Source organism: Kribbella sp. NPDC005582, from assembly GCF_040605415.1.
Classification (GTDB): Bacteria; Actinomycetota; Actinomycetes; order Propionibacteriales; family Kribbellaceae; genus Kribbella.
In genome coordinates, this window is record NZ_JBEXCU010000001.1 from 1486809 (window position 1) to 1507099 (window position 20291).

At 68.5% G+C, this 20291-nt stretch carries 20 protein-coding genes; 8 read left to right on the plus strand and 12 right to left on the minus strand.

Features of this window, described 5'->3' with window-relative positions; genetic code table 11:
- The first annotated feature begins 75 nt into the window (after positions 1-75).
- Genes ABZS29_RS07440 through ABZS29_RS07450 form a run of 3 tightly spaced genes read left to right on the plus strand, consistent with a single transcriptional unit; the run spans position 76 to position 2254 of the window.
- A complete protein-coding gene (locus ABZS29_RS07440) occupies positions 76-822 on the plus strand; it encodes a 5-oxoprolinase subunit PxpA (protein ID WP_355459435.1) in 747 nt (248 codons plus the stop codon).
- Positions 822-1427, plus strand: a complete 606-nt coding sequence (locus tag ABZS29_RS07445) for an allophanate hydrolase subunit 1 (RefSeq protein WP_355459437.1) — start codon at positions 822-824, stop codon at positions 1425-1427. Before ABZS29_RS07440 ends, ABZS29_RS07445 begins: the two co-directional genes overlap by 1 nt.
- Positions 1424-2254, plus strand: a complete 831-nt coding sequence (locus ABZS29_RS07450; protein WP_355459439.1) for a biotin-dependent carboxyltransferase family protein — start codon at positions 1424-1426, stop codon at positions 2252-2254. The genes ABZS29_RS07445 and ABZS29_RS07450 overlap by 4 nt, the downstream gene beginning before the upstream one ends.
- Here ABZS29_RS07450 and ABZS29_RS07455 read toward each other — a convergent pair whose 3' ends face one another.
- The 4 genes from ABZS29_RS07455 to ABZS29_RS07470 all read right to left on the minus strand — a co-directional run bounded on the left by ABZS29_RS07455 (position 2255) and on the right by ABZS29_RS07470 (position 8006).
- Positions 2255-3172, minus strand: coding sequence for a hypothetical protein (locus ABZS29_RS07455; RefSeq protein WP_355459441.1), 918 nt, complete (start codon positions 3170-3172; stop codon positions 2255-2257).
- Positions 3169-3783, minus strand: a complete 615-nt coding sequence (locus ABZS29_RS07460) for an RNA polymerase sigma factor (protein ID WP_355459443.1) — start codon at positions 3781-3783, stop codon at positions 3169-3171. Before ABZS29_RS07460 ends, ABZS29_RS07455 begins: the two co-directional genes overlap by 4 nt.
- An 86-nt stretch (positions 3784-3869) precedes the next feature.
- Positions 3870-6920 (minus strand): glycoside hydrolase domain-containing protein, encoded by a 3051-nt coding sequence (locus tag ABZS29_RS07465; RefSeq protein WP_355459444.1) that lies wholly within the window; start codon positions 6918-6920, stop codon positions 3870-3872.
- 111 nt (positions 6921-7031) lie between these two features.
- Positions 7032-8006, minus strand: coding sequence for a GlxA family transcriptional regulator (locus ABZS29_RS07470; RefSeq protein WP_355459446.1), 975 nt, complete (start codon positions 8004-8006; stop codon positions 7032-7034).
- 35 nt (positions 8007-8041) lie between these two features.
- Between ABZS29_RS07470 and ABZS29_RS07475 the strand changes: the two genes are divergently transcribed.
- Both ABZS29_RS07475 and ABZS29_RS07480 read left to right on the plus strand, forming a co-directional pair.
- Positions 8042-8680 (plus strand): HD domain-containing protein, encoded by a 639-nt coding sequence (locus tag ABZS29_RS07475; RefSeq protein ID WP_355459448.1) that lies wholly within the window; start codon positions 8042-8044, stop codon positions 8678-8680.
- A gap of 44 nt (positions 8681-8724) precedes the next feature.
- Positions 8725-9072: a UBP-type zinc finger domain-containing protein gene (locus ABZS29_RS07480; protein ID WP_355459450.1), complete on the plus strand. Its 348-nt coding sequence runs from the start codon at positions 8725-8727 to the stop codon at positions 9070-9072.
- On the opposite strand, the gene ABZS29_RS07485 is transcribed toward ABZS29_RS07480, so the two are convergent.
- The 6 genes from ABZS29_RS07485 to ABZS29_RS07510 all read right to left on the minus strand — a co-directional run bounded on the left by ABZS29_RS07485 (position 9073) and on the right by ABZS29_RS07510 (position 15631).
- The gene (locus tag ABZS29_RS07485; RefSeq protein WP_355459452.1) at positions 9073-10074 is read right to left on the minus strand and encodes a proline racemase family protein; all 1002 of its coding nucleotides are present in this window, start codon (positions 10072-10074) and stop codon (positions 9073-9075) included.
- On the minus strand, positions 10071-10973 hold the full coding sequence (locus tag ABZS29_RS07490; RefSeq protein WP_355459454.1) for a dihydrodipicolinate synthase family protein: 903 nt from the start codon (positions 10971-10973) through the stop codon (positions 10071-10073). Before ABZS29_RS07490 ends, ABZS29_RS07485 begins: the two co-directional genes overlap by 4 nt.
- Entirely contained in the window at positions 10970-12646 is a 1677-nt protein-coding gene (locus ABZS29_RS07495) for an FAD-dependent oxidoreductase (protein ID WP_355459455.1), read from the minus strand. Before ABZS29_RS07495 ends, ABZS29_RS07490 begins: the two co-directional genes overlap by 4 nt.
- The gene (locus ABZS29_RS07500; RefSeq protein ID WP_355459457.1) at positions 12643-13794 is read right to left on the minus strand and encodes an FAD-binding oxidoreductase; all 1152 of its coding nucleotides are present in this window, start codon (positions 13792-13794) and stop codon (positions 12643-12645) included. The genes ABZS29_RS07495 and ABZS29_RS07500 overlap by 4 nt, the downstream gene beginning before the upstream one ends.
- Positions 13795-13866: 72 nt before the next feature.
- Positions 13867-14445: an XRE family transcriptional regulator gene (locus tag ABZS29_RS07505; protein WP_355460839.1), complete on the minus strand. Its 579-nt coding sequence runs from the start codon at positions 14443-14445 to the stop codon at positions 13867-13869.
- 133 nt (positions 14446-14578) lie between these two features.
- Complete coding sequence (locus tag ABZS29_RS07510) at positions 14579-15631, minus strand: SDR family oxidoreductase (RefSeq protein WP_355459459.1); 1053 nt, start codon at positions 15629-15631, stop codon at positions 14579-14581.
- Between the two features lie 71 nt (positions 15632-15702).
- Here ABZS29_RS07510 and ABZS29_RS07515 point away from each other — a divergent pair, with 71 nt between their 5' ends.
- On the plus strand, positions 15703-16560 hold the full coding sequence (locus ABZS29_RS07515; protein WP_355459461.1) for a LysR family transcriptional regulator: 858 nt from the start codon (positions 15703-15705) through the stop codon (positions 16558-16560).
- On the opposite strand, the gene ABZS29_RS07520 is transcribed toward ABZS29_RS07515, so the two are convergent.
- Positions 16553-17005, minus strand: coding sequence for a MarR family transcriptional regulator (locus ABZS29_RS07520; protein WP_355459463.1), 453 nt, complete (start codon positions 17003-17005; stop codon positions 16553-16555). The two genes, ABZS29_RS07515 and ABZS29_RS07520, sit on opposite strands and share 8 nt — an antisense overlap.
- Positions 17006-17128: 123 nt before the next feature.
- Here ABZS29_RS07520 and ABZS29_RS07525 point away from each other — a divergent pair, with 123 nt between their 5' ends.
- Positions 17129-18304, plus strand: coding sequence for an MFS transporter (locus ABZS29_RS07525; RefSeq protein WP_355459465.1), 1176 nt, complete (start codon positions 17129-17131; stop codon positions 18302-18304).
- A complete protein-coding gene (locus ABZS29_RS07530) occupies positions 18301-19128 on the plus strand; it encodes an aldo/keto reductase (RefSeq protein ID WP_355459467.1) in 828 nt (275 codons plus the stop codon). Before ABZS29_RS07525 ends, ABZS29_RS07530 begins: the two co-directional genes overlap by 4 nt.
- Here the strand turns inward: ABZS29_RS07530 and ABZS29_RS07535 are convergent.
- A complete protein-coding gene (locus tag ABZS29_RS07535) occupies positions 19125-20273 on the minus strand; it encodes a hypothetical protein (protein WP_355459469.1) in 1149 nt (382 codons plus the stop codon). The genes ABZS29_RS07530 and ABZS29_RS07535 overlap by 4 nt on opposite strands.
- Positions 20274-20291: the final 18 nt, after the last annotated feature.

A 20291-nucleotide genomic window follows, 5' to 3' on the forward strand; every position in this document is an offset into this window, starting at 1 on the left:
ATCGCCTACTTCAGGTCACCGCGAAAGTAGAACAAGCCTCTTGCAGGATTGTTGAACAATCTCTTAGCATGACGTATGGACCTCAACGCAGACCTCGGTGAGGGATTCGGCTCCTGGGCGATGGGCGACGACAGCGCACTGCTCGATGTCGTCACCAGCGCCAACGTGGCGTGCGGCTTCCACGCCGGCGATCCCTCGATCATGCGCCGGGTGACCGGTCAGGCGGTCGAGCGCGGTGTCGCCATCGGCGCCCATGTCGGCTACGCGGACAAGGCCGGGTTCGGCCGCCGGTTCGTCGACATCGAGCCGGCTGCGCTGCGCGACGAGGTCGTCTACCAGATCGGAGCCCTCGACGCGTTCGCCCGGATCGCCGGGGACCGCGTCCGCTACGTCAAGCCGCACGGCGCCCTCTACAACACGATCGGCCATCACGAGGCGCAGGCGGCCGCAGTCGTGGGCGCGGTCGCCGACTACGACCGCACTCTTCCCGTGCTCGGTCTGCCCGGCTCGGCCTGGCTGCGGCTGGCCGCCGAAGCGGGGCTCACAGTGGTTCACGAAGCCTTCGCCGATCGGGCCTATACGCCTGAAGGCACGCTGGTCTCCCGGCGCGAGGCCGGCTCGGTGCTGCACGACGCCGACGAGATCGCCGCCCGCTGTACGGCGATGGCCACCGGCCGGCCGATCACTGACAGCGCGGGTGGTGAGCTGACGGTCGATGCCGCCTCGATCTGCGTGCACGGGGACACACCGGGCGCGGTCGGCATCGCTCGCCGGGTTCGGGCCGCACTGGAGGACGCCGGCGTCACGCTGAGTCCGTTCTGATGCGCATCTTGCCCGCGGGCGATTGCTCATTGCTGGTCGAGCTCGACGACCTCGACGAGGTGCTCGGCTACTACGCCGCGCTCGTCGCCGACCCGCCGCCGCACGCTGTCGATATCGTCCCGGCCGCGCGAACCGTGCTGGTCACGACCACCGGCAGCCTCGACATCCTGCGCAATCATCTGCTGGACGTGCAGCCGTTGAGGGCAGCCCGCAGCGCCGGAGAGCTGCTAGAGGTCCCGGTCGTGTACGACGGCGCCGACCTGGCCGATGTCGCCGACCTGCTCGGCTGCACCGTCACCGAGGTCGTCGAGCGGCACACCGGCGAGGACTGGACCGTCGCGTTCTGCGGCTTCGCTCCCGGCTTCGGCTACCTCACCGGTACGGCGGACTGGAACATCCCACGCCGTTCGTCACCACGCACCAAGGTCCCGGTCGGCGCGGTCGCCCTGGCCGGTGAGTTCAGCGGCGTCTACCCACGGGAGTCGCCCGGCGGCTGGCAACTGATCGGGCACACCGACCTGAAGATCTTCGACCAGCAACGCGATCCGGCGGCCCTGTTCCACCCCGGCCGCCGGGTCCGCTTCGTCGACGCGGGGCGCGGATGATCACCATCCTGGAAACGGGGCCATTGGCAACTATTCAGGACCGGGGCCGGATCGGTCAGGCGGCCCTTGGCGTCCCGGCCTCCGGTGCCTGCGATCCGGCGTCGTACGCACTAGCCAACCGGTTGGTTGGTAACGACCCCGGTGCCGCAGCGATCGAGATCACCTTCGGCGGTCTCGTGCTGCACGCCGACACCGACCTGACCATCGCGGTGACCGGCGCCCCGTGCACCGGCGTACCGCTGAACGCGCCTTCCCTCCTGCGGGCCGGCGAGGTCCTGCGATTCGGTCCGCCGCGCTCCGGTCTGCGGACGTACGTCGCGGTTCGCGGCGGCATCGACGTACCGGCTGTGCTGGGTTCGCGTTCGACCGACCTGCTCTCGGGCCTCGGCCCGGCGCCCTTGCAGGCCGGCGTTTCGTTGCCGATCGGCCGAGCCTGCGGACCGATGCCGGGCGTCGACCTCGCCCCGGTCGCCGACCCCGCAGCCGGCACCGTGGCCGTCCACGTCACCGCGGGACCTCGCCGCGACTGGTTCACCGATGCGGGCTGGTCGTCGTTCCTCGGCCAGACCTACGAGGTCAGCAGCAACAGCAACCGGGTCGGCGTCCGCCTCGACGGCACCCCGCTGGAGCGCTCGCGCGACGGCGAACTCTCCAGCGAAGGCATGGCCCTCGGCGCGATCCAGATCCCGCCGTCCGGCATCCCCGTGGTCTTCCTCGCCGACCACCCGGTCACCGGCGGCTACCCGGTGATCGCCTACGTCGCCGCCGCGTCCCTGCCGGCCTGCGCCCAGCTACGACCAGGGCAGCCGGTCCGTTTCACCCTCTGATCAGGACGGCCACTTGTACGTCGGGCAGGGCGGCGGAGTCGGGTTCGCCGGGCCTTCCGGCGTCCTGGTGCCGTCCTTGTCGACCTTCTGCCACTGGTGGGTACAAACGAGCGGCTTGGGCGGGTTGGCACTGGAGTAGACCTCGCGACCATCGGCGTCGTACGCGCGGAACACGAAGTCCGCCAAGTCGGGATCGTCGGCGTCGTACAGGCCCCAGCCGACCCGGCCGACGGTCGGCGCGAACCAGAATCCGTCGGTCAGATAGGCGTCGCGTTCCGGCTGCCCCTTCGGCTGCATCGTGACCCGCTGCACCGATCCCGCGAAGACGCCCGCGTTCCGGGCCACCCGCCGGACCTCCGACGGCAGGTCGCCGCCCGGTTGCCGGATGCTCGACTCGCTGATCGCACCGCCCGCGGTCCGGGAGCAGAGCCAGTAGCCGTCCGGCTCCGTCGCCGGGTCAATCACGGGCGGTACGCCGTCCTGCCAGACGTCGGCCCTGCCCTTGGCGATCAGCCAGGTCTTCACGACCTTCGGATCCTTCACATCGACGAACTCGAAGGCCCGCACCGGCTGGTACGAGCGGAACGGCCGCGGCAGCTGCTTGACCGTGATCCGGTCGGCCTCGGCCAGGCATTGCTGCTGCAACGCCGCGGTGTCGGCCGCCGACAGGTCCCGCACGACCGGCTCACCGGCCCCGGCGACCGGCGTACCGGCGTCGTTCTTCTGCAGCGCCGGTACGACGACGGCCAGGCCGGCCGCGACCAGCAGCACCGCAGCAGCAGCGGCGACCGGAACCAGCGTCCGACGCGGCGTCCGGGCTGATTCGCTGTCGAGCTCGGCCAACAGGTCGGCACGCATCCGTTCGTGCTGCGCCGGCGGCAGCGGGCGGTCAGGGCGGCGGTTGAGCAGCTCTCTCATGACAGGTCCTCCAGGGATTCCGTACCGACAGCGACGCTCAGGTCGCGAAGACGTTTGCGAGCGCGCGACATCCGGGACTTCACGGTGCCGAGCGGGATGTCGAGGGCGACCGCGGCGGCCGCCGCGTCGAGGCCCGACCAGAAGCAGAGTTCGACGATCTCGCGTTCGTGCCGCGGCAGTTTGCGCAGCAGGGCCCGCAGGCGCTTGGCCTCGCGCTCGTCGTCGATCCGGGCGGCCACGTGCTCGGCATGGTCCGGCTCGTCGCCGGTCGGTGCCTGGCGCAACAAATTGAGCCGCCGGAAGTGTTGCTTGCGCCATTCGTTGCGCAGCACGTAGTCGGCCGTCCGCAGCAACCACGGCAGGGCCGAGTCGTGGACGAGAACCACCTCGGCCCTTCGTCGCCAGGCATGCAGGAACACCAGCGACGTCAGGTCCTCGGCATCGCTCCACGACGCGATCCGCCGGAAGACGAAGTTGTAGACCGCCTTGGCATGCCGGTCGAACAGCGCTCCGAACGCCTCGGTCTCCCCCTCGACCGCCCGCCGCCAGAGCTCGCCGTCACTCATCGTCGTCGGCAACCCCTCAGGTCTCCCAGCCAGCGCTGTCGTCACGCCATCACCTCCAGATCGTCCCCCATCGGGGGTTCTCACTGGGTATGTGTCGTGAAGCGCCGGCCGGGATCCCGGGGGGTGGTGGGTCAGTTGGGGTAGACCGCGATCTCGTCGACGAAGATCCAGTCCGCGGCGACGCCCTGCGAGTACTTCTCGTACTCGACCTGCACGTACCGTCCCGTGGCCTGCACCGGGAACCGGAACCACTGGGCCGAGGAGACCCCGCCGGAAGCGACCTGCGTCACCGCGTCCGGAGTATCACCGACCGAGATCCGCACCGTGTCCGGCGAGTACTTCGTCACCCCGTCGAAGTTGTCGTGCACCTCGACCCGCCCGATCGACTTCACCGAGCCCAGATCCACGGTCACCTTCGCGCTCCCCGTCGTACCGACGGCGAAGGTATAGCCGTAGTTGAAAGTGTCCTCGTGGTGCCCGGCAATCACGCCGTCGGTCGACTCCTTGGCGCCGGTGTCGGGGTAGTTGGCGTGCGGTGGCGAACTCTTCGTGTACGACGCGCCCGCGGCGAGGTTGGCCGGGCCGGTGCTCGCGTACGCCTCGATCTCGTCGACGAGCATCACCGACGCGTCCCCGCCGTACGCCTTGGTCAGGGTCACCTTGAGATAGCGGGCGTTGGTCGGGGTGAAGTCGAACTGGTACCAGATCTTCGACCGATCGTTCGGCGTCCCCGGGAGGTATCCCTTCTGCGCCCAGGTCGTGCCGTCGGTGCTGGTCGAGATCGTCAGCTTGTCCGGCCGGTACGACGGATACTCCTCGTACGCGTGGATCCGGGCCTCGTCGAGGGTGCGCACCGACCCGAGGTCGAATGTGACCGTCGCGGTCGTCTGACCGGCGCCGAATCCGTAGGTCCGGCCGTCGTCGTGGGCGTCGGCCAGGACACCGTCGGTCGACTCGATCCCACTGTCCGGCTTGTTGTTCGGCACCGGGTTGACGGTGTAGGTGCGACCGCCCAGCACGTTCTGCTTCGCGAGCGGACTACCCGCCGCCACCACGCCGTTCAGCCCCGATACTCCGCTGCTGAAGTCGAGCCGGACGTACCGCGCCTTTCCGTTGATGCCCGCGAAGGCACCGCCACCACCGGTGTACGCCGTGCTCCAGCGAGTGCCGTCGTACGAGACCTGCACCGAGTAGTTGCCGGCCGCAACTCCGGACCAGTTCAGCTGCAGACCGTCGAGCTGCACCTGCCGCCCGAAGTCGAGCTGCAACCACTGCGCACCCGTACCACTCGGCTGCCAGCTAGTCGCGTCGTCCCCGTCGACTGCCTTCGCAGCCTCGTGGCCGGCAGCCGCACTCGATGCGGTCGCGATGACGTTCCGCGCCAGGTCGGGAGCGATCGGCGTACCGGCTGCCGCGTCCAGGGCGATCCGCCGGATCCTTGCCTGGTAGCCCGTGTCCGGGCTGTACTTGTCCGCTGTCTGGGTCAGCGCGGAGGCCAGATCCCTTGCCAGCTTGAGATTCCGCTTCCCGACCAGGTTCAGCACCTCGTAGTCCTCGATGCCGTCCCGGAGCGACTCGTACCGGATCGTCGACTGGATGGTGTTGTTCGCGACATCGGGCCAGACGATCTCGTGGTCACCCTTCGACTCGGTGTCGTCGAGCTTGGCCAGCCAGCCGTTCATCGAGTAGTGCAGGTAGCCGTTGGCGCCGCGGGAGTAGGCGTACCACGGAGTGAGGCGCTGGTTGAACTGCGGCTGGTCGATGAAGCGGTTGAGGAAGTTGCCGACCGGGATGTTGCAGTTGTAGAAGTACAGATCCTTGCCTTGAGCCCGCAAATTGTCATAGGTCGCCCGGTTGCCGTCGTAGTTGAGCAGGTTCGGGACCATCACCGACATCGTCGAGGCCAGGTTCGACGCGGTCGGCTCGTGGAACGCCGCGTCACCGATCCGGACGTCCGGCCAGTGCGACCGCATCCGCTGCGCGATCCCCCGGTACGCCGTCTCCTCGGCGTCGCCGACCGGCTCGTCACCGACGTGCATCCAGTACTTCAGGCTCTCGGTCCAGCCCTTGGCGTCGAGGTGCTGCTTCAGCTGCGGGATGAACTGGTCGATGAAGTTGTTCGCCTTCGCCGAGTTCCAGTTCACGTAGTTGCGGCGGCCCTTGCCACCGCTCCCGTCGATGATCTCGACCTCGCGGACGCCGTCCTGCGGACGCCCCCAGTTGTAGGTGTCGGCCGAGACCCAGAAGCCCTCCAGCCGCTTCACCACGCCCCGGTCCAGCATGAACTGGACGACCTCGTCGATCCGGCTCCAGTCGAAGCTGTAGACGCCGCCGGCGTTGCTGTTGTCGGTCACGGTGGTGTTGCCGTCGACCAGCATGTTCACCAGTGGCAGCGTGAGCGTGTTCGTCCGGTGCCGCTTCAGCTGGGTCGCGACCTTGTCCATCAGATCCCAGTACTGCGCGCTGTACCGCGGGTACTTGTAGGTCTGCTCCATCGTCTGCCCGTCCGGCGCCCAGGAGATCTCACCGAAGAACACGTTCCACAGCGTCGTCTCGAACGTCTGGTCCTTCGGGTCCGGCAGCGTCACCGCGCGGACGTCGACCGAGATCGGTACCGCGACCTCTCCCTTGCTGGTGGCAACTTTCGCCGTACCGGTGTAGACGCCGCCGGCCGTGCCCTTCGGGACCGCGGCGGTCACCCAGATGGACTGTGTGGTTCGCGGCGCCACGGTCGCGGTCCGCGCGTTGGACAGTGGATCCGGGAAGTCGCCGGGCGCCTTGCGGACGGGCGGATACATCTGCTGATTACCGAAGCCGGTGTTGCGGTTCAGGTACTTGTAGTCGACGAAGGTGTACGACAGGTTGCTCGCGGCCAGCGACTGCCCGCCGTTCGTGAGCGCGGAGAACGTGACCCCGTCCACGGTGAACCCGGCGGCCGAGCGCAGCACGATCTGAGCGCTCTCCTCCTCGTTGATCGCAGTGTCGAGGGCGATCGCGCGTCCGGACTCCTTGCTGGGCAGAGTGTCACGGAACACGCTGGTGCTGGCGGGCTCGGTCCAGTAGTCGATTCCGGGTGCGGTCTGGACGGCGGCACGCGCCGGCGGCGTACCGGCTTGGGCGTTCGGAGCGAAGGCCACGGCGGCCACCAGGGCGGCAATGACGAGACGGCGGACTGACGGCATGCTGGGTCCTTCCGGGGGCGGCCATCTGATGCCGTCAACGATCTACGGCTACAGCCGAAGTGGTCCAGCAACCCGTTTAGACCATTCCACCGAATTCGTATATCCGCCTGATCAAACCGCCTGGAAGCGACGCTTGTACTCCGAGGGCGTGGTGCTCAGATGCCGGGCGAATGCTCGCCGCAGCGTCTCGTCGCTGCCCAGACCACTGTGCCGGGCCGCGGACGTGATGCTGTGTCCGTCGAGGATCAGTTGCTGCGCCCGGTCGAGCCGAACACGCTCGATCCAGCGGCCCGGTGTGGTCTGCAGCTCAAGCTGGAACAGCCTGGTCAGATGCCGCGGACTGACCGCGACCTGTTGTGCGAGCGTTGGCAGGCTGTGGTCGGCTGCCGGATCAGCGATCACGGCCGCGGTCGCTTGGCGCAGCGGATCGCTCTTGGCCGGCGGGGTCGCGATCGCGGTCGAGAACTGTGACTGCCCGCCCGGACGCTGCATGAATACGACCAACTCACGTGCGACCTCGCGGGCGACCTCCGCACCATGGTCGGCCTCGAGCAGCGCCAGCATCAGGTCGATCCCAGCGCTGATGCCGGCCGAGGTGACGTACTGGCCGTCGGTGATGTGCAGCGCGTCAGGCTCGACGTGGACCTTCGGATGTTGCCGCGCGAGGGTTGCGGCATGCCGCCAGTGCGTGGTCGCTATCCTGCCGTCCAACACTCCGAGCGCGGCGAGCACGAAGGCCCCGGTGCAGACGGAGGCGACCCGGCCCGCCCGATCCGCCAGTACGGCGACGGTCTCGCGGAGGTCGTCCGGGACATGCTCGGCGAGGTGATCGGCACCGGCGATGACCACGGTGTCGACGTAATCGACCTCCCTCGGAGCGACCGTGTCGGCCAGCGTCAGACCGGTGGATGTCCGCACGGTCCCGCCGGTCGGCGAGACCAGGACCGTCTCGTACCGCGGGGTGTCGCGGTTGGCCTGGTGCAGGACCTCGAGCGGCCCGCTCACGTCGAGCAGCGTCACGTCGTCGTACACGACGAACGCCATCCGGCGTGTCCGAATCTGTGGTTCACCTGGCCTTTTGGACATGGCAGCAGCGTAGCCGGACCCGCCAACCTGAAGGCATGACCGAAGAGATCGCCGGTATCAAGATCCCCGACAGCACCATGGCCCGCGAAGCCACCGAACTGGTCCGGGACGCCGCCACCCCGCTCGTCTATCACCACTCCCGCCGGGTCTACCTGTTCGGCGCCCTCCGCGGCCTCGCCGACGGCCTCCCGTTCGATCCCGAACTCCTGTACGTCGGCGCCCTGTTCCACGACCTCGGCCTGACCGAGCGCTACCGCCGTACCGACCAGCGCTTCGAGATCGACGGCGCCGACGAGGCCCGCCGCTTCCTCGCGTCGCACGGCGTCCCGGTGTTCGAGGCCGACCGGGTCTGGACCGCCATCGCCCTGCACACCACGCCCGAGATCCCACTTCACATGGCCCCGGAGATCGCGCTCGTCACCCGCGGCGTCGAGTACGACGTACTGGGCCTCGACTACGACTCCCTGTCGGCCACCCAACGCGCCGCCGTGGTCGCTGCGCACCCGCGCCCCGACTTCAAGCCGCAGATCCTCGCCGCCTTCACCGAAGGCCTCGTCGACCGCCCCGTCACCACCTTCGGCAACGTCAAGGCCGACGTACTCGCCCACTTCCAGCCCGGCTACCGCCGTACCGACTTCGTCGAGATCATCCAGAACTCCGCCTGGCCCGAGTAGCAGGTCGCTTGTCCGGCGGCCTCGGGCAGGTAAGGATGTGCGGTATGACGGAGAGTTCTGGGATCGACAGCACAGTCCCGCCGAGCGGTACCGGCTGCGCGGAGTGCCTGAGCAACGACGGCTGGTGGTTTCACCTCCGCCGCTGCGCCGAATGCGGCCACATCGGCTGCTGCGACTCCTCACCCGCCCAGCACGCCTCGGCCCACTTCGCCGAGACCGGCCACCCCATCGTCCGCAGCTTCGAGCCCGGCGAAGACTGGTTCTGGCACTACGGCGAATCCCAGTACTACGACGGCCCGGCCCTCGCCGACCCCCAGTCCCGCCCCGCCGACCAGCCAGTCCCCGGCCCCGCCGGCAACGTCCCGAGCGACTGGCAGAACCACCTCAACTAGCTACAGCACGAAACCGGTGGGGAACGGGTCGTCGGGGTCGAGCAAGTAGTTGGCGGTGCCGGTGATCCAGGCTCGGCCGGTGACGGTGGGTACGACGGCTTGGTGGGGGCCGACGGTGGTTTCCTCGACGAGGCGGCCGGTGAAGCGGGTGCCGATGAAGGACTCGTTGACGAAGTCGGTGTCCAGGGCAAGCTCGCCACGGGCGTGCAGCTGGGCCATCCGGGCCGACGTACCGGTGCCGCAGGGAGAGCGGTCGAACCAGCCGGGGTGAATCGCCATCGCGTTGCGTGAGTGGGCGCCGTCGAGGCCGGGTGCGGTGAACTGGACGTGTTTGCAGCTGTGGATGCCGGGATCGAGGGGGTGCACCGGGCGGTCGGCCGCGTTGATCGCGTCCATCAGCGAGAGGCCCGCGGCGAGGATCTGATCCTTGTACGCGCGGTCGAACGGAAGGCCGAGCTGCTCCAGCGGCAGGATCGCGTAGAAGTTGCCGCCGTACGCGAGGTCGTAGGTCACCGGACCCAGCCCGGGCACCTCGACCACGGCATCCAAAGCATGACTGTACGACGGGACGTTCCGCAGCGTGACGTGTTCCGCGCGACCGTTGCTCACGGCAACGTCTACCACGACCAACCCGGCCGGGGTGTCGAGGCGGACGACGGTCACCGGCTCCTGCACCTCGACCATGCCGGATTCGACGAGCACGGTCGCGACGCCGATCGTGCCGTGACCGCACATCGGCAGGCAGCCGGAGACCTCGATGTAGAGCACACCCCAGTCCGCGTCGGACCGGGTCGGCGGTTGCAGGATCGCGCCGCTCATCGCCGCGTGACCGCGCGGCTCGTTCATCAGGAACAGCCGCAGCCCGTCGAGATGCTTCATGAAGTACTCGCGCCGCTCGGCCATCGTCGTACCGGGGACGACTCCGACCCCGCCGGTGACGACCCGGGTCGGCATCCCCTCGGTGTGCGAGTCGATCGCGGAGATCGTCCGGACGGACCTCATCGCAAGGACCCCACAGCCTTCTTCATGTCCTGCTCCAGTTGTGCGACGTGCTCGGGAACCAGCGGGCCCCGCGGCGGGCGGCAGGGGCCGCCGTACCGACCGACGTAGTCCATGCCGTACTTGATCGCCTGCACGAACTCGACCCGCGAGTCCCAGCGGAACGCCGCGACCAACGGCTCGTACAACGCCCGGGCCTCCTCCAGCTTGCCTTCCAGGGCCAGGTCGTACAAGCGGACCGATTCGGCCGGGAACACGTTCGGGAAGCCGGCGAACCAGCCGGTCGCGCCCATCAGCAGCGCCTCCAGCGTCAGGTCGTCCGCCCCGGCGATCACCGCGAGGTCCGGAGCCAGTTCGCGGATCTCGAGGATCCGCCGCACGTCACCGGAGAACTCCTTGACCGCGACCACGTTCTCGATCTGCGCGATCTCCGCGAGCAGCGCCGGCGTCAGGTCGACCTTCGTGTCGATCGGGTTGTTGTAGACCATCACCGGCAGTCCGGCCTTCGCCACCTCGGTGAAGTGGTGGATCACCTCGCCCCGGTTCGCCCGGTACATCGTCGGCGGCAGGCACAGTACGCCGTCCGCGCCGTCCTCCGCCGCCTTCTCCGCCCACGCCCGCGCCTGGTGCGCCCCGACCCCGTGCACGCCGACCACGACGACGCCATCGTTGCCCACAGCATCGATCGCCGTACGGGCCACCGCCCGGCGCTCGTCATCACTCAGCGACGAGTACTCCCCGAGCGACCCGTTCGGGCCGACGCCCCGGCACCCGTTCTCCACCAGCCACCGGCAGTGCTCCGCATACCGATCCAGGTCCGGCCGCAACCCCGCCGGCGCCCCCGCATCTTCCAGATAGGGCAACGCCGTCGCCACGATCACGCCGTCCAGCTTCTCCGTCACAACGTCTCCTCAGCCTCTGCCAGATCGCCCAGCCGCACCGGTACGGCGATCGGTCGTTTCATCGATGTCTTCTCGCCCAGGAGCTCCGCCACATTGCGTGAACAGACTCGCCCTTGGCACAACCCGAGCCCCGCCCGGCTACTCAGCCGCGACGCCCGCCCCGCAACTCCACACTCGGCCACGGCCTCAACCTCACCGCGCCGAACTTCCTCACACCGGCAGACGATGGTTTCGCCGGTACTCCAACTCCGCCACCCGTCCCGAACCGGATACGCCCGCGCAAGCGCACCCGCAAACCGCCGCAACCGCGCAAGCCGCTTGTCCCTCAGCCCTGCCGTGAGCGCCTCCTGCGCACTCTCATTTCGCGCCGCGCCAGCGTGTCGCGCTGCAGCCGCCCCGGCGATCTCACCTTCGGCGGCTGACAGGGCTGCGCCTCCGATGCCCGTCATCTCACCGGCGGCGTACACACCCGGCGTACTGGTCTCCTGCGATCCATCCACCACCACGGCCAGCCCGTCGTCGGTCAGCTCGCACCCAGCCGCAACCGCCAACTCCAACTGCGGAGTGAACCCGAAGCCCACGCACACCGCATCGCACTCGATCCGCCGTTCCGAACCCACCACCGGCTTCCACCCCGAGTCCAACCGGACGACCGTGACAGCCTCCACCCGATCAGTCCCGTGCGCCTCGACCACAGTCCACCCATGCCGAAGCGGAACCCGATGCCGCGCCAGCGTGCTCGCATACCCCGCCAACTCCCACACCTTGCCCACAGCAACCAACGCGTCAGGCGCCCACCCGCGAAGAACCGTCGACAACCGATTGGCCTCGAACAGCCCCACCACCGACGCACCCACCCCGACCAGCGATTCCGCGACCGGCAGCAGGAACGGCCCCGTGCCCGCAACTACCACCCGCCGCCCCACCGCGATCCGCTGCCCCTTCGCCAACGCCTGCGCCGCACCCGCCGTGTACACCCCCGGCAAATCCCAACCAGGAAAGGGCAAAACCCGATCGTAAGCACCAGTAGCCAGCACCAGTGCCTGCCCGTCAACAGCAAGCACCGACCGCCCAGCCGCGTCCGCCGGACCACGCTGCACCCACACGCGCAGCCCCTCGACCGCCCACACCGAAGACTCCGGCAGATACGTGATCAGCTCATGCGACAGCACCCGCTCGCCACTGAACGACTTCCGCCGTACGCCGAACTCCGGCGCAGCCTGCCGATAGAACTGCCCACCCACAGCACGCCCAGCGTCGACAAGCACCACCGAGGCGCCACCATCAGCAGCAGCCAAGGCGGCAGCCATCCCCGCCGGCCCGGCCCCCACGACCACAACATCAGCTGTCAGCGACTCGCCAGCCGAACCACCAGCCCCACCTCGAGGCAACACGGCCCCAGCCTGCGACCGAATCTCATCCCCGGCAGACACAGTCCGCTGACAAGCCCGCACATCCGAAACCCCGTTCACCACAACCAAGCAGTCGTAGCAAGCCCCGATCCCACAGAACACACCCCGCGGCCGCCCATTACCTCGCGTCATCCGCCAAGCCTCCTGCCCCCGCGCAAGCATCACCCCGGCAACTGTCTGTCCGGCAACCGCCTCCACCGGCTCACCATCCACAGTCACCGGTACGACGTCCTCAGATTCATGAGCGAAGTACGCAGTCATCCGGAGATCACCGCCTCCCGATCCACGCGGAACGGCTCAGCTGCGACATGCGGGGCCAACCCCAGGAACAGCTCGGTCATCAACCGTCCGGTCGAAGCCGCCAACCCGATCCCGGCACCCTCATGCCCGGTCGCATGCCACAACCCCGGCACCCGCGGATCGGCCCCGATCACCGGCAGATGATCAGGCGCATAAGGCCGAAACCCGCCGTACGCGCGCATCACCGCCACCTCGGCCAGAAACGGAAACAACCCCACGGCCTTCCGCGCCAGCTCGCGCAGTACCCGAATCCGCAGCGACTCGTCGAACCCGACCCGCTCCCGGCTGGATCCGATCAGCACCGTCCCAGCCCGCGTCGACTCAACCACCGTCGATGTCTGCAGCTCGGCGTCCCCACTCCCGACCGCACCCACATAGTCAGCGTCATAGACCTTGTGCCGCACACACTCCGGCAGCGGCGCGGTCACGAGAATCATCCCGCGCCGCGGCAAGACCCGAATCGGCGCTCCGGCCTCCGCGCTGAACGCGCCGGCCCAAGGCCCACAAGCATTCAGTACGGCGCCACACGCGATCACGCCCGCGGTCGTCTCCAGCCCGATGACACGCCCGGACGCAGACCGCCGCACTCCCAGCGCGGTCACCCCCGACCGAACCTCACCGCCCCGCTCACGAACTGCGGTCAGCAAGGCCGTTGCCGCCAGCACCGGTTGCACCTGCGCGTCGTCCGGATAGTGCACCCCGACCGTGACCCGACGCGTCAGCAACGGCTCCAGCTCGAAGGCCTCGGCCGCCGAGATCACCCGAGCATCAACACCGGCCGCCTGCTGCTTCGCCGCGAACGCCCTCAGCGGCGCGGGATCGCCGGTCGCGACGACCACGCCGCCCTTGGCTTCCCACTCGACGTCGGCGGCTCGCTCCGGCAGCCGCGCGAGCACGGTCTCCCATTCAGCGCGCGATGCCAGCGCCAGCTCGAGCTCCGGACCCGGCTCCTTGTCCGAGACCAGCACGTTCCCTTCGCCGGCGGCCGTCGTACCGGAGGCTGGTCCGTCGCGGTCGATCACCAGCACCCGGACCCCGGCCGCCGACAGCGCCTCGGCACAGGCCGCGCCGACCATCCCGGCACCCACGACCACCACGTCGGGCAGCACGGCGACCTCCTCGCGAAACGTTCATTAAACTGAACGATTTCGAGAGTACGACGCCGATCGGCCCGCGGTCAATCAGCTGAGATGCGGTCCCGGCCCGGTCGGAGCGGCATCCGGCGGGTACTCCAGCAGCAGGACCGAGCGCACCGGCCCGTCCACCGCCTCGTACTCGTGCGGCCCACCCGCCCGAAAGGCCAGGTAATCCCCCGGCCCGAGCTCCTCGGTCCGCCCCCGCGAGGTCACCCGCAGGCGCCCGCTCAAAACTACGTGGTGCTCGATCCCCGGATGACCGTCCGAATGCTGCACAGCGTCTGGCCGTACGTCCTGCGTATAGATCTCGAACAGCCCACCAGCCGGCTCCAGCCGCCGCAGCATCCGCAGATCGATCGCCTCCCCGGACAGCACCTCGACCTCCGCCGCCCGCACGAGGACCAGATCAGCCGTCGGGGCGTCGCTCAGCAGCGCCGAGACCGGCACGCCGAGAGCGTTCGACAAACTGAACACCGTCTCGATCGTCGGATTCCCGCTCCCCGACTCCAGCTGCGACAGCGTCCCCTTCGCGATCCCCGAGCGCCGAGCCAGCTCGGACAGCGAGATCCCCTGCTCGTCGCGGCGCGCCCGCAGGTTCGCGCCCAGCACTCGTCCCGCACCCATCGCCGCCACACCGGGAGCTTAGAGGGTGTACCGAAGGACTGGTACTAGGCGGCATTCAAGCGGCCGGCGACGGCGATCCACGCCCTGCGACCCAGCGCGGACCACGCGCACTAACAGTCCGTCGGTACGCCGTTCACGGGATCACCCGTTGGCGGCGGAGCTCGGCGAAGATGCTGAAGAACATCTCGTCGGTGGCGATGTACTCGTGGAAGCCGGCTCGCCGGGCCTTGGAGCCGTCGGCGAAGAAGTCGTAGTCCCAGCCGAAGACGAAGTCGGCGAACGGCCAGGAGGAGACCTCGGCGAAGGAGGTTGCCGCCAGGTCATGGGTCGCCTGCAGCTGCTTCCAGACCGGTTCCTTGTCGGCCATGACATCCTGCAGCGACATCTGCAGCGGCGGAGCAACCTCCATCTCGAACCAGCGGGCGATCTTCGGCCACAACTCGCTCCAGCGGAACAGGTCACCGTTCGCGATGTTGAACGCCTGGTTCGCCGCGGCCGGTGCAGTCGCCGCCCAGACCGCGGCCTTCGCCAGCAGGCCGGAGTCGGTCACTTCCAGCAACGTCTCATAGGCGCCCGGCTCGCCCGGGAACCGCAGCGGTACGCCGAGTTCCTTCGACAGCGAGGCGTAGACGGCGATCGCGACCGCGAGGTTCATCGGGTTGCCCAAGGCAACACCGCCGACCACGGACGGCCGCAACGCCGACCAGTTCCAGGCCTTGCCGACCTGACGATGCTCGAGGAAGTTCTGCTGATCGACATTGAACTCCGGCGGCAGATGCGGCGGATCGTCCTCCCGCGCCGGCGTCTTGAACGGGCCCAGATGAGCGCCGTACACCTTGTAGCCCTGCATCAGACTGACGTGCCGCAACCCCCGCGCCACCGGCTCGATCGCATCGACGACGTTGACCAGCATCGCCAGATTCGGCGCCACCAGCTCGGCCCAGGTCGGCCGATCCTGATACGCCACGTAGAACACGTGCGTCACGTCGGTCAGCTCGGCCAGCTTGACCTGCGTGTCGTCGGGATCCAGCAGATCCACCGCGATCTGCCGCACCTTCCCCGGTACGTCGACGCCTCCGCGCCGCGAGAGTCCGATCACTCGCCATTCCCCCGATGCGGCCAGATGCTCGACCAGATTCGTCCCGATGACACCTCGCGCACCGACCACCAACGCCACATTCTCCATGCCCAACAGCCTGTCTGACCTGCACGGATAACACCAAGGCATAGTTTTCACCGGAGTCATAAGCTGTGCTCATGACGACTCTGCGGCAGCTCGAGTATTTGGTCACCGTCGTGGACACCGGCTCGTTCACCAAGGCCGCCGAGCAACTGCACGTCACTCAACCGGCCCTGTCGCACCAGATCCGCGCCCTCGAGCGCTCTGCCGGCGGTCCGCTGCTGGAGCGCCTGCCTCGCAACGTCCGGCCCACGGCGACCGGTCGCGCGATGATCCCGCACGCCCGGGCCGCGCTGGCCGACGCCTACCGCGCACACTGCGCCGCCCGCCAGGCGGCCGGTCTCGAGGTCGGCGAGCTCCAGATCGCCACGCTCTACTCGATCACCTTGGGCGTCCTTCCGGCCGCCCTACGCCGCTGGCGCCAGGCCTATCCCGGCGTCGGCATCCGCCTCTTCGAACACCGTCACACCGACGAACTCGTCGAAGCAATGTCCGCCGGCCAGGCCGACCTCGCGATCGGCCCCGAACCCATCGATTGGCCGGGCGAACTGCACTCGTTGGGTTCCGAGGACTTCGTCGTCGTGGTCGCCGCCGACGATCCAGCGGCCGTCGGCGACACGGTCGGATTGACCGACCTCGCCGACCGCTCGTGGGTTCACTACGCTCCGAGTCACGGACTGTCCGACGTACTGGATCTTGCTTGTGCACAAGCAGGTTTCGAGCCGCGGATCGCCGTACGGACCGAACAGACCGCCGCCGCACCGGCCCTCGCCGCCGCCGGGCTCGGTCCCGCGCTGGTCCCGCAGAACATCCTGCCCGCCTCGTACGACGGCCACATCCTGCGCCCCGAACCGCCGATCACCCGCGGCCTGACCGCCTACACCCGCGGCACCCCGGACGCACTGGCGGCAGCCTTCATCAAGCTCGTCAGCTGACCGACAGCGGAAGCTTGTCCAGGGCGGCGACCAGTGGGGCGAGCTCGGGGAGCTCCGAGGCCTTGCGCAGCGCCTCGGTCAGTACGGCGTCGTGCGTCGGCTGGGCCTGGTCGAGCAGCTCACGACCGGCCTCGGTCACCTCGGTGTAGATGCCACGGCGATCGGTCGGACAGAGGTAGCGCTCGAGCAGCTTGCGGTCCTCCAGGCGGCTCACGAGTCGCGTGGTCGCGGACTGGCTGAGCACGACCGCGGTCGACAGTTGGTTCATCCGCAGGTGGTGCTCGTCCTGCCGGGCCAGCACGTCGAGCACGCCGTACTCACTCACGGAGAGACCGTGCTGCTTCTGCAGTGCGCGCTCCAGCTCGTCCTCGATCCGGGCGTGCAGAGCGGCCAGCGTGCGCCAGCCCTGTGCCCGCGCCTCGGCAGCGTCGTCCGGTAGTCCCACGGCTCCTCCACTTGAACTTTACGATTGCATGCGCCATCATGGCGCTTATGCAATAACCCGCGTGTACAACTATCGCGCACGCCGGTAACAGTCACAAGACTACATTCGACGGGAAGAAGGAACATGCCTGCGGCGCTACTCGCTCTGGCGATCGGTGCGTTCGGGATCGGCACCACGGAGTTCGTGATCATGGGGCTGCTGCCCGAGGTCGCGACCGACTTCGGGGTCAGCATCCCGTCGGCCGGCCTACTGATCTCCGGTTACGCGCTCGGTGTGGTGGTCGGCGCTCCTTTGCTGACCGCGATCGGCTCCAAGGTGTCCCGCAAGACCGTCCTGATCGCGCTGATGGGCGTGTTCATCGCCGGCAACCTACTCTCCGCGGTCGCGCCGACGTACGGCGTACTGATGACCGGCCGGATCGTCGCCGCTCTGGCACACGGAGCCTTCTTCGGCGTCGGCTCGGTGGTCGCCGCTTCGCTGGTACCCAAGGCCAAGCAGGCGAGCGCGATCGCACTGATGTTCACCGGACTGACGGTGGCCAACGTGCTCGGCGTCCCCGGCGGTACGGCGCTCGGTCAGCAGTTCGGCTGGCGGTCGACGTTCTGGGCGGTGACGGCGCTCGGAGTGATCGGACTGCTCGGGATCGTCTTCCTGGTCCCGCGACAGGACACGGCTGAAGGCCCCGGCCTGCGCGTTGAACTGGCCGTCTTCAAGAACGTGCAGGTGTGGCTGGCACTGGCGATGACCGCGCTCGGGTTCGCCGGAGTGTTCGCGTCGTTCACCTACATCGCGCCGATGATGACCGAGGTGGCGGGCTTCTCGGCCGGCGCGGTCACCTGGCTGCTCGTGCTGTTCGGTGGCGGTCTGGTCGTCGGCAACCTGCTCGGTGGCAAGGCGGCGGACCGCTCGCTGATGCCGAGCCTGTACCTGATCCTCGCCTTGCTGGCCGCCGTCCTGGTCGTGTTCGTCTTCACCGCCCACGCCAAGGTGCCGTCGGCCATCACCATCGCGCTCTTCGGCGCCGCCGGGTTCGCGACCGTGGCTCCGCTGCAGAAGCGGGTCATGGACAAGGCCGCCGGCGCTCCGGCGCTCGCGTCCGCGGCCAACATCGCCGCCTTCAACCTCGGCAACGCGATCGGCGCCTACCTCGGCGGCCTGACCATCTCGCACGGCCTCGGCTACACCGCTCCCAACTGGGTCGGCGCCGCGCTGGCGGTCGCCGGGCTGACCGTCGCTCTCGTCTCCGGAGCCCTCGACCGGAACTCCCACGCACTGGTACCCCAAGGAAGCTACTCATGATCCCGACCGTGAAACTCAACAACGGCGTCGAAATGCCCCAGCTCGGGTACGGCGTGTTCCAGGTGCCCGACAACGAGACCACGACCGCCGTGACCGCGGCGCTAGAAGCCGGCTACCGCAGTATCGATACAGCGACGGCGTACCAGAACGAGGCCGGCGTCGGGAAGGCACTGGTTGCCTCCGGCATCGATCGTGACGAGCTCTTCATCACCACCAAGCTGTGGAACGCCGATCAGGGCTACGACAATGCCTTGCGAGCCTTCGACCGCAGCCTTTCGTTGCTCGGTCTCGAATATCTCGACCTCTACCTGATCCACTGGCCCACCCCCGAGCGTGACCTGTACGTCGACACCTGGCGCGCGCTGGAGAAGTTGCAGGCCGACGGCCGGGTCCGCGCGATCGGCGTCTCCAACTTCCAGCCGCATCACCTCGACCGGCTCGCCGAGGTCTCCGGAATCACGCCGGCGGTCAACCAGGTCGAACTGCATCCGTTCCTGCAGCAGCACGACGTCCGCGCGTACGGCGCCGACTTCGGCATCCGCACCGAGGCATGGAGTCCGCTGGCCAAGGGCGGCGCGCTGCTGGCCGACCCGGTCATCCGGGCGCTGGCCGCGAAGCACGACCGCACGCCGGCCCAGATCGTCCTGCGCTGGCACCTCCAGCTCGGCACCATCGTCATCCCGAAGTCCGTCACCCCGGCCCGGATCAAGGAGAACCTCGACGTCTTCGACTTCGTCCTCTCCGACGAGGATCTCGCCGCGATCGCCCCGCTCGACCGCGACGAGCGCACCGGCCCGCACCCGGACACCTTCAACGTGGCCTAGTGTTTCGCGTAGTACCGCGCGACGGCATGGAAGGACTTCTTCGGTTCCCAGCGGTACGGCGACGCCGGGTCCGAGGAGGTCCGCCGGATCACCTTGCAGAGGCTGAACGCCGCGATGTCCTCGTCGTGCGGGCGGTCGTTCGGCCGATGCGGGGCGTCGGGTGAGATGAACGTGTACATCGAGGCGCCGAGGAAGCCTTCGTCGGCGAAGACCTCGAGCATGTTCACCAGATGGTCGGCCTGCGCCCGCTCGTCCCGCACGTACTGCGGCGGGATCACCGGCTCCGGACCACTGAAGTCGACGATGTCCCAGCCCATCCCGCCGAGCTGCGGCGCCCCGGTGAACGTGCAGCAACCGAACTCCAGCACCAGGATCGGCTTGCCCCACCGCCGGAACGGCGCCAGCTCCTTTGTGTGATCCGCCGGATCCTCGTGGTAGCTGTAGTAGTCCAGCCCCACGATGTCGAACAGCGACCAGTCCACATCCTCGAGATCGTGCGCGGCGCCGTACGTGATCCGGCCGTGAAAGTGGCGCCGGGCAACCTTCACCATCTGCGCGGTGAAAGCCCGGAACTTCCGTTGCAGCTCAGCCATGTCGAACTCACCCGCGGTCAGATAGGCGACCCGCTCGAAGAAGTCCGCCCCCGGCACGATCCCCGGCGTGAACAACATGAACTCGCACCCGACCACCAGAATCACCTCCGGCCCACCCCGCCGCCGCAATCGTTCCGCCGCGACCGCCACCTCCCGCAGCTTCGCCAACGCATCCGCCTGCGGCTCGTCGAACGACCGAGGTTGCAGCGAAACCGCCATCCCGCGCCGATGCACCTCGGTCGCCGTCTCCATCAACCGCTCGACGCTGCTCCCGTAAACACTCACCCAGTTCGCCCGCAACCGCTCCCTGATCGCACGAACCTCCCCAGCCATCAGCTCCCGGCTCCACCGCACCCGGCTGTCGTCCCCCAAGAACCCGGTCCCACAGTCGTAAGCCACGCCCTTCAGCTTCAACCCGCGCCGCCCACCGACCCCGGGCTCGGCGCCACCTCCCGCACCAAAGGCTCGCCCCGCCGAACCAACGGTGGTCACCAGCCCAAGAGCCACCGCCCGCCGCAGGAACTGCGCCCGATCGATCCGCGATTCATCCATGCCCCGAGTCTTCGCCGA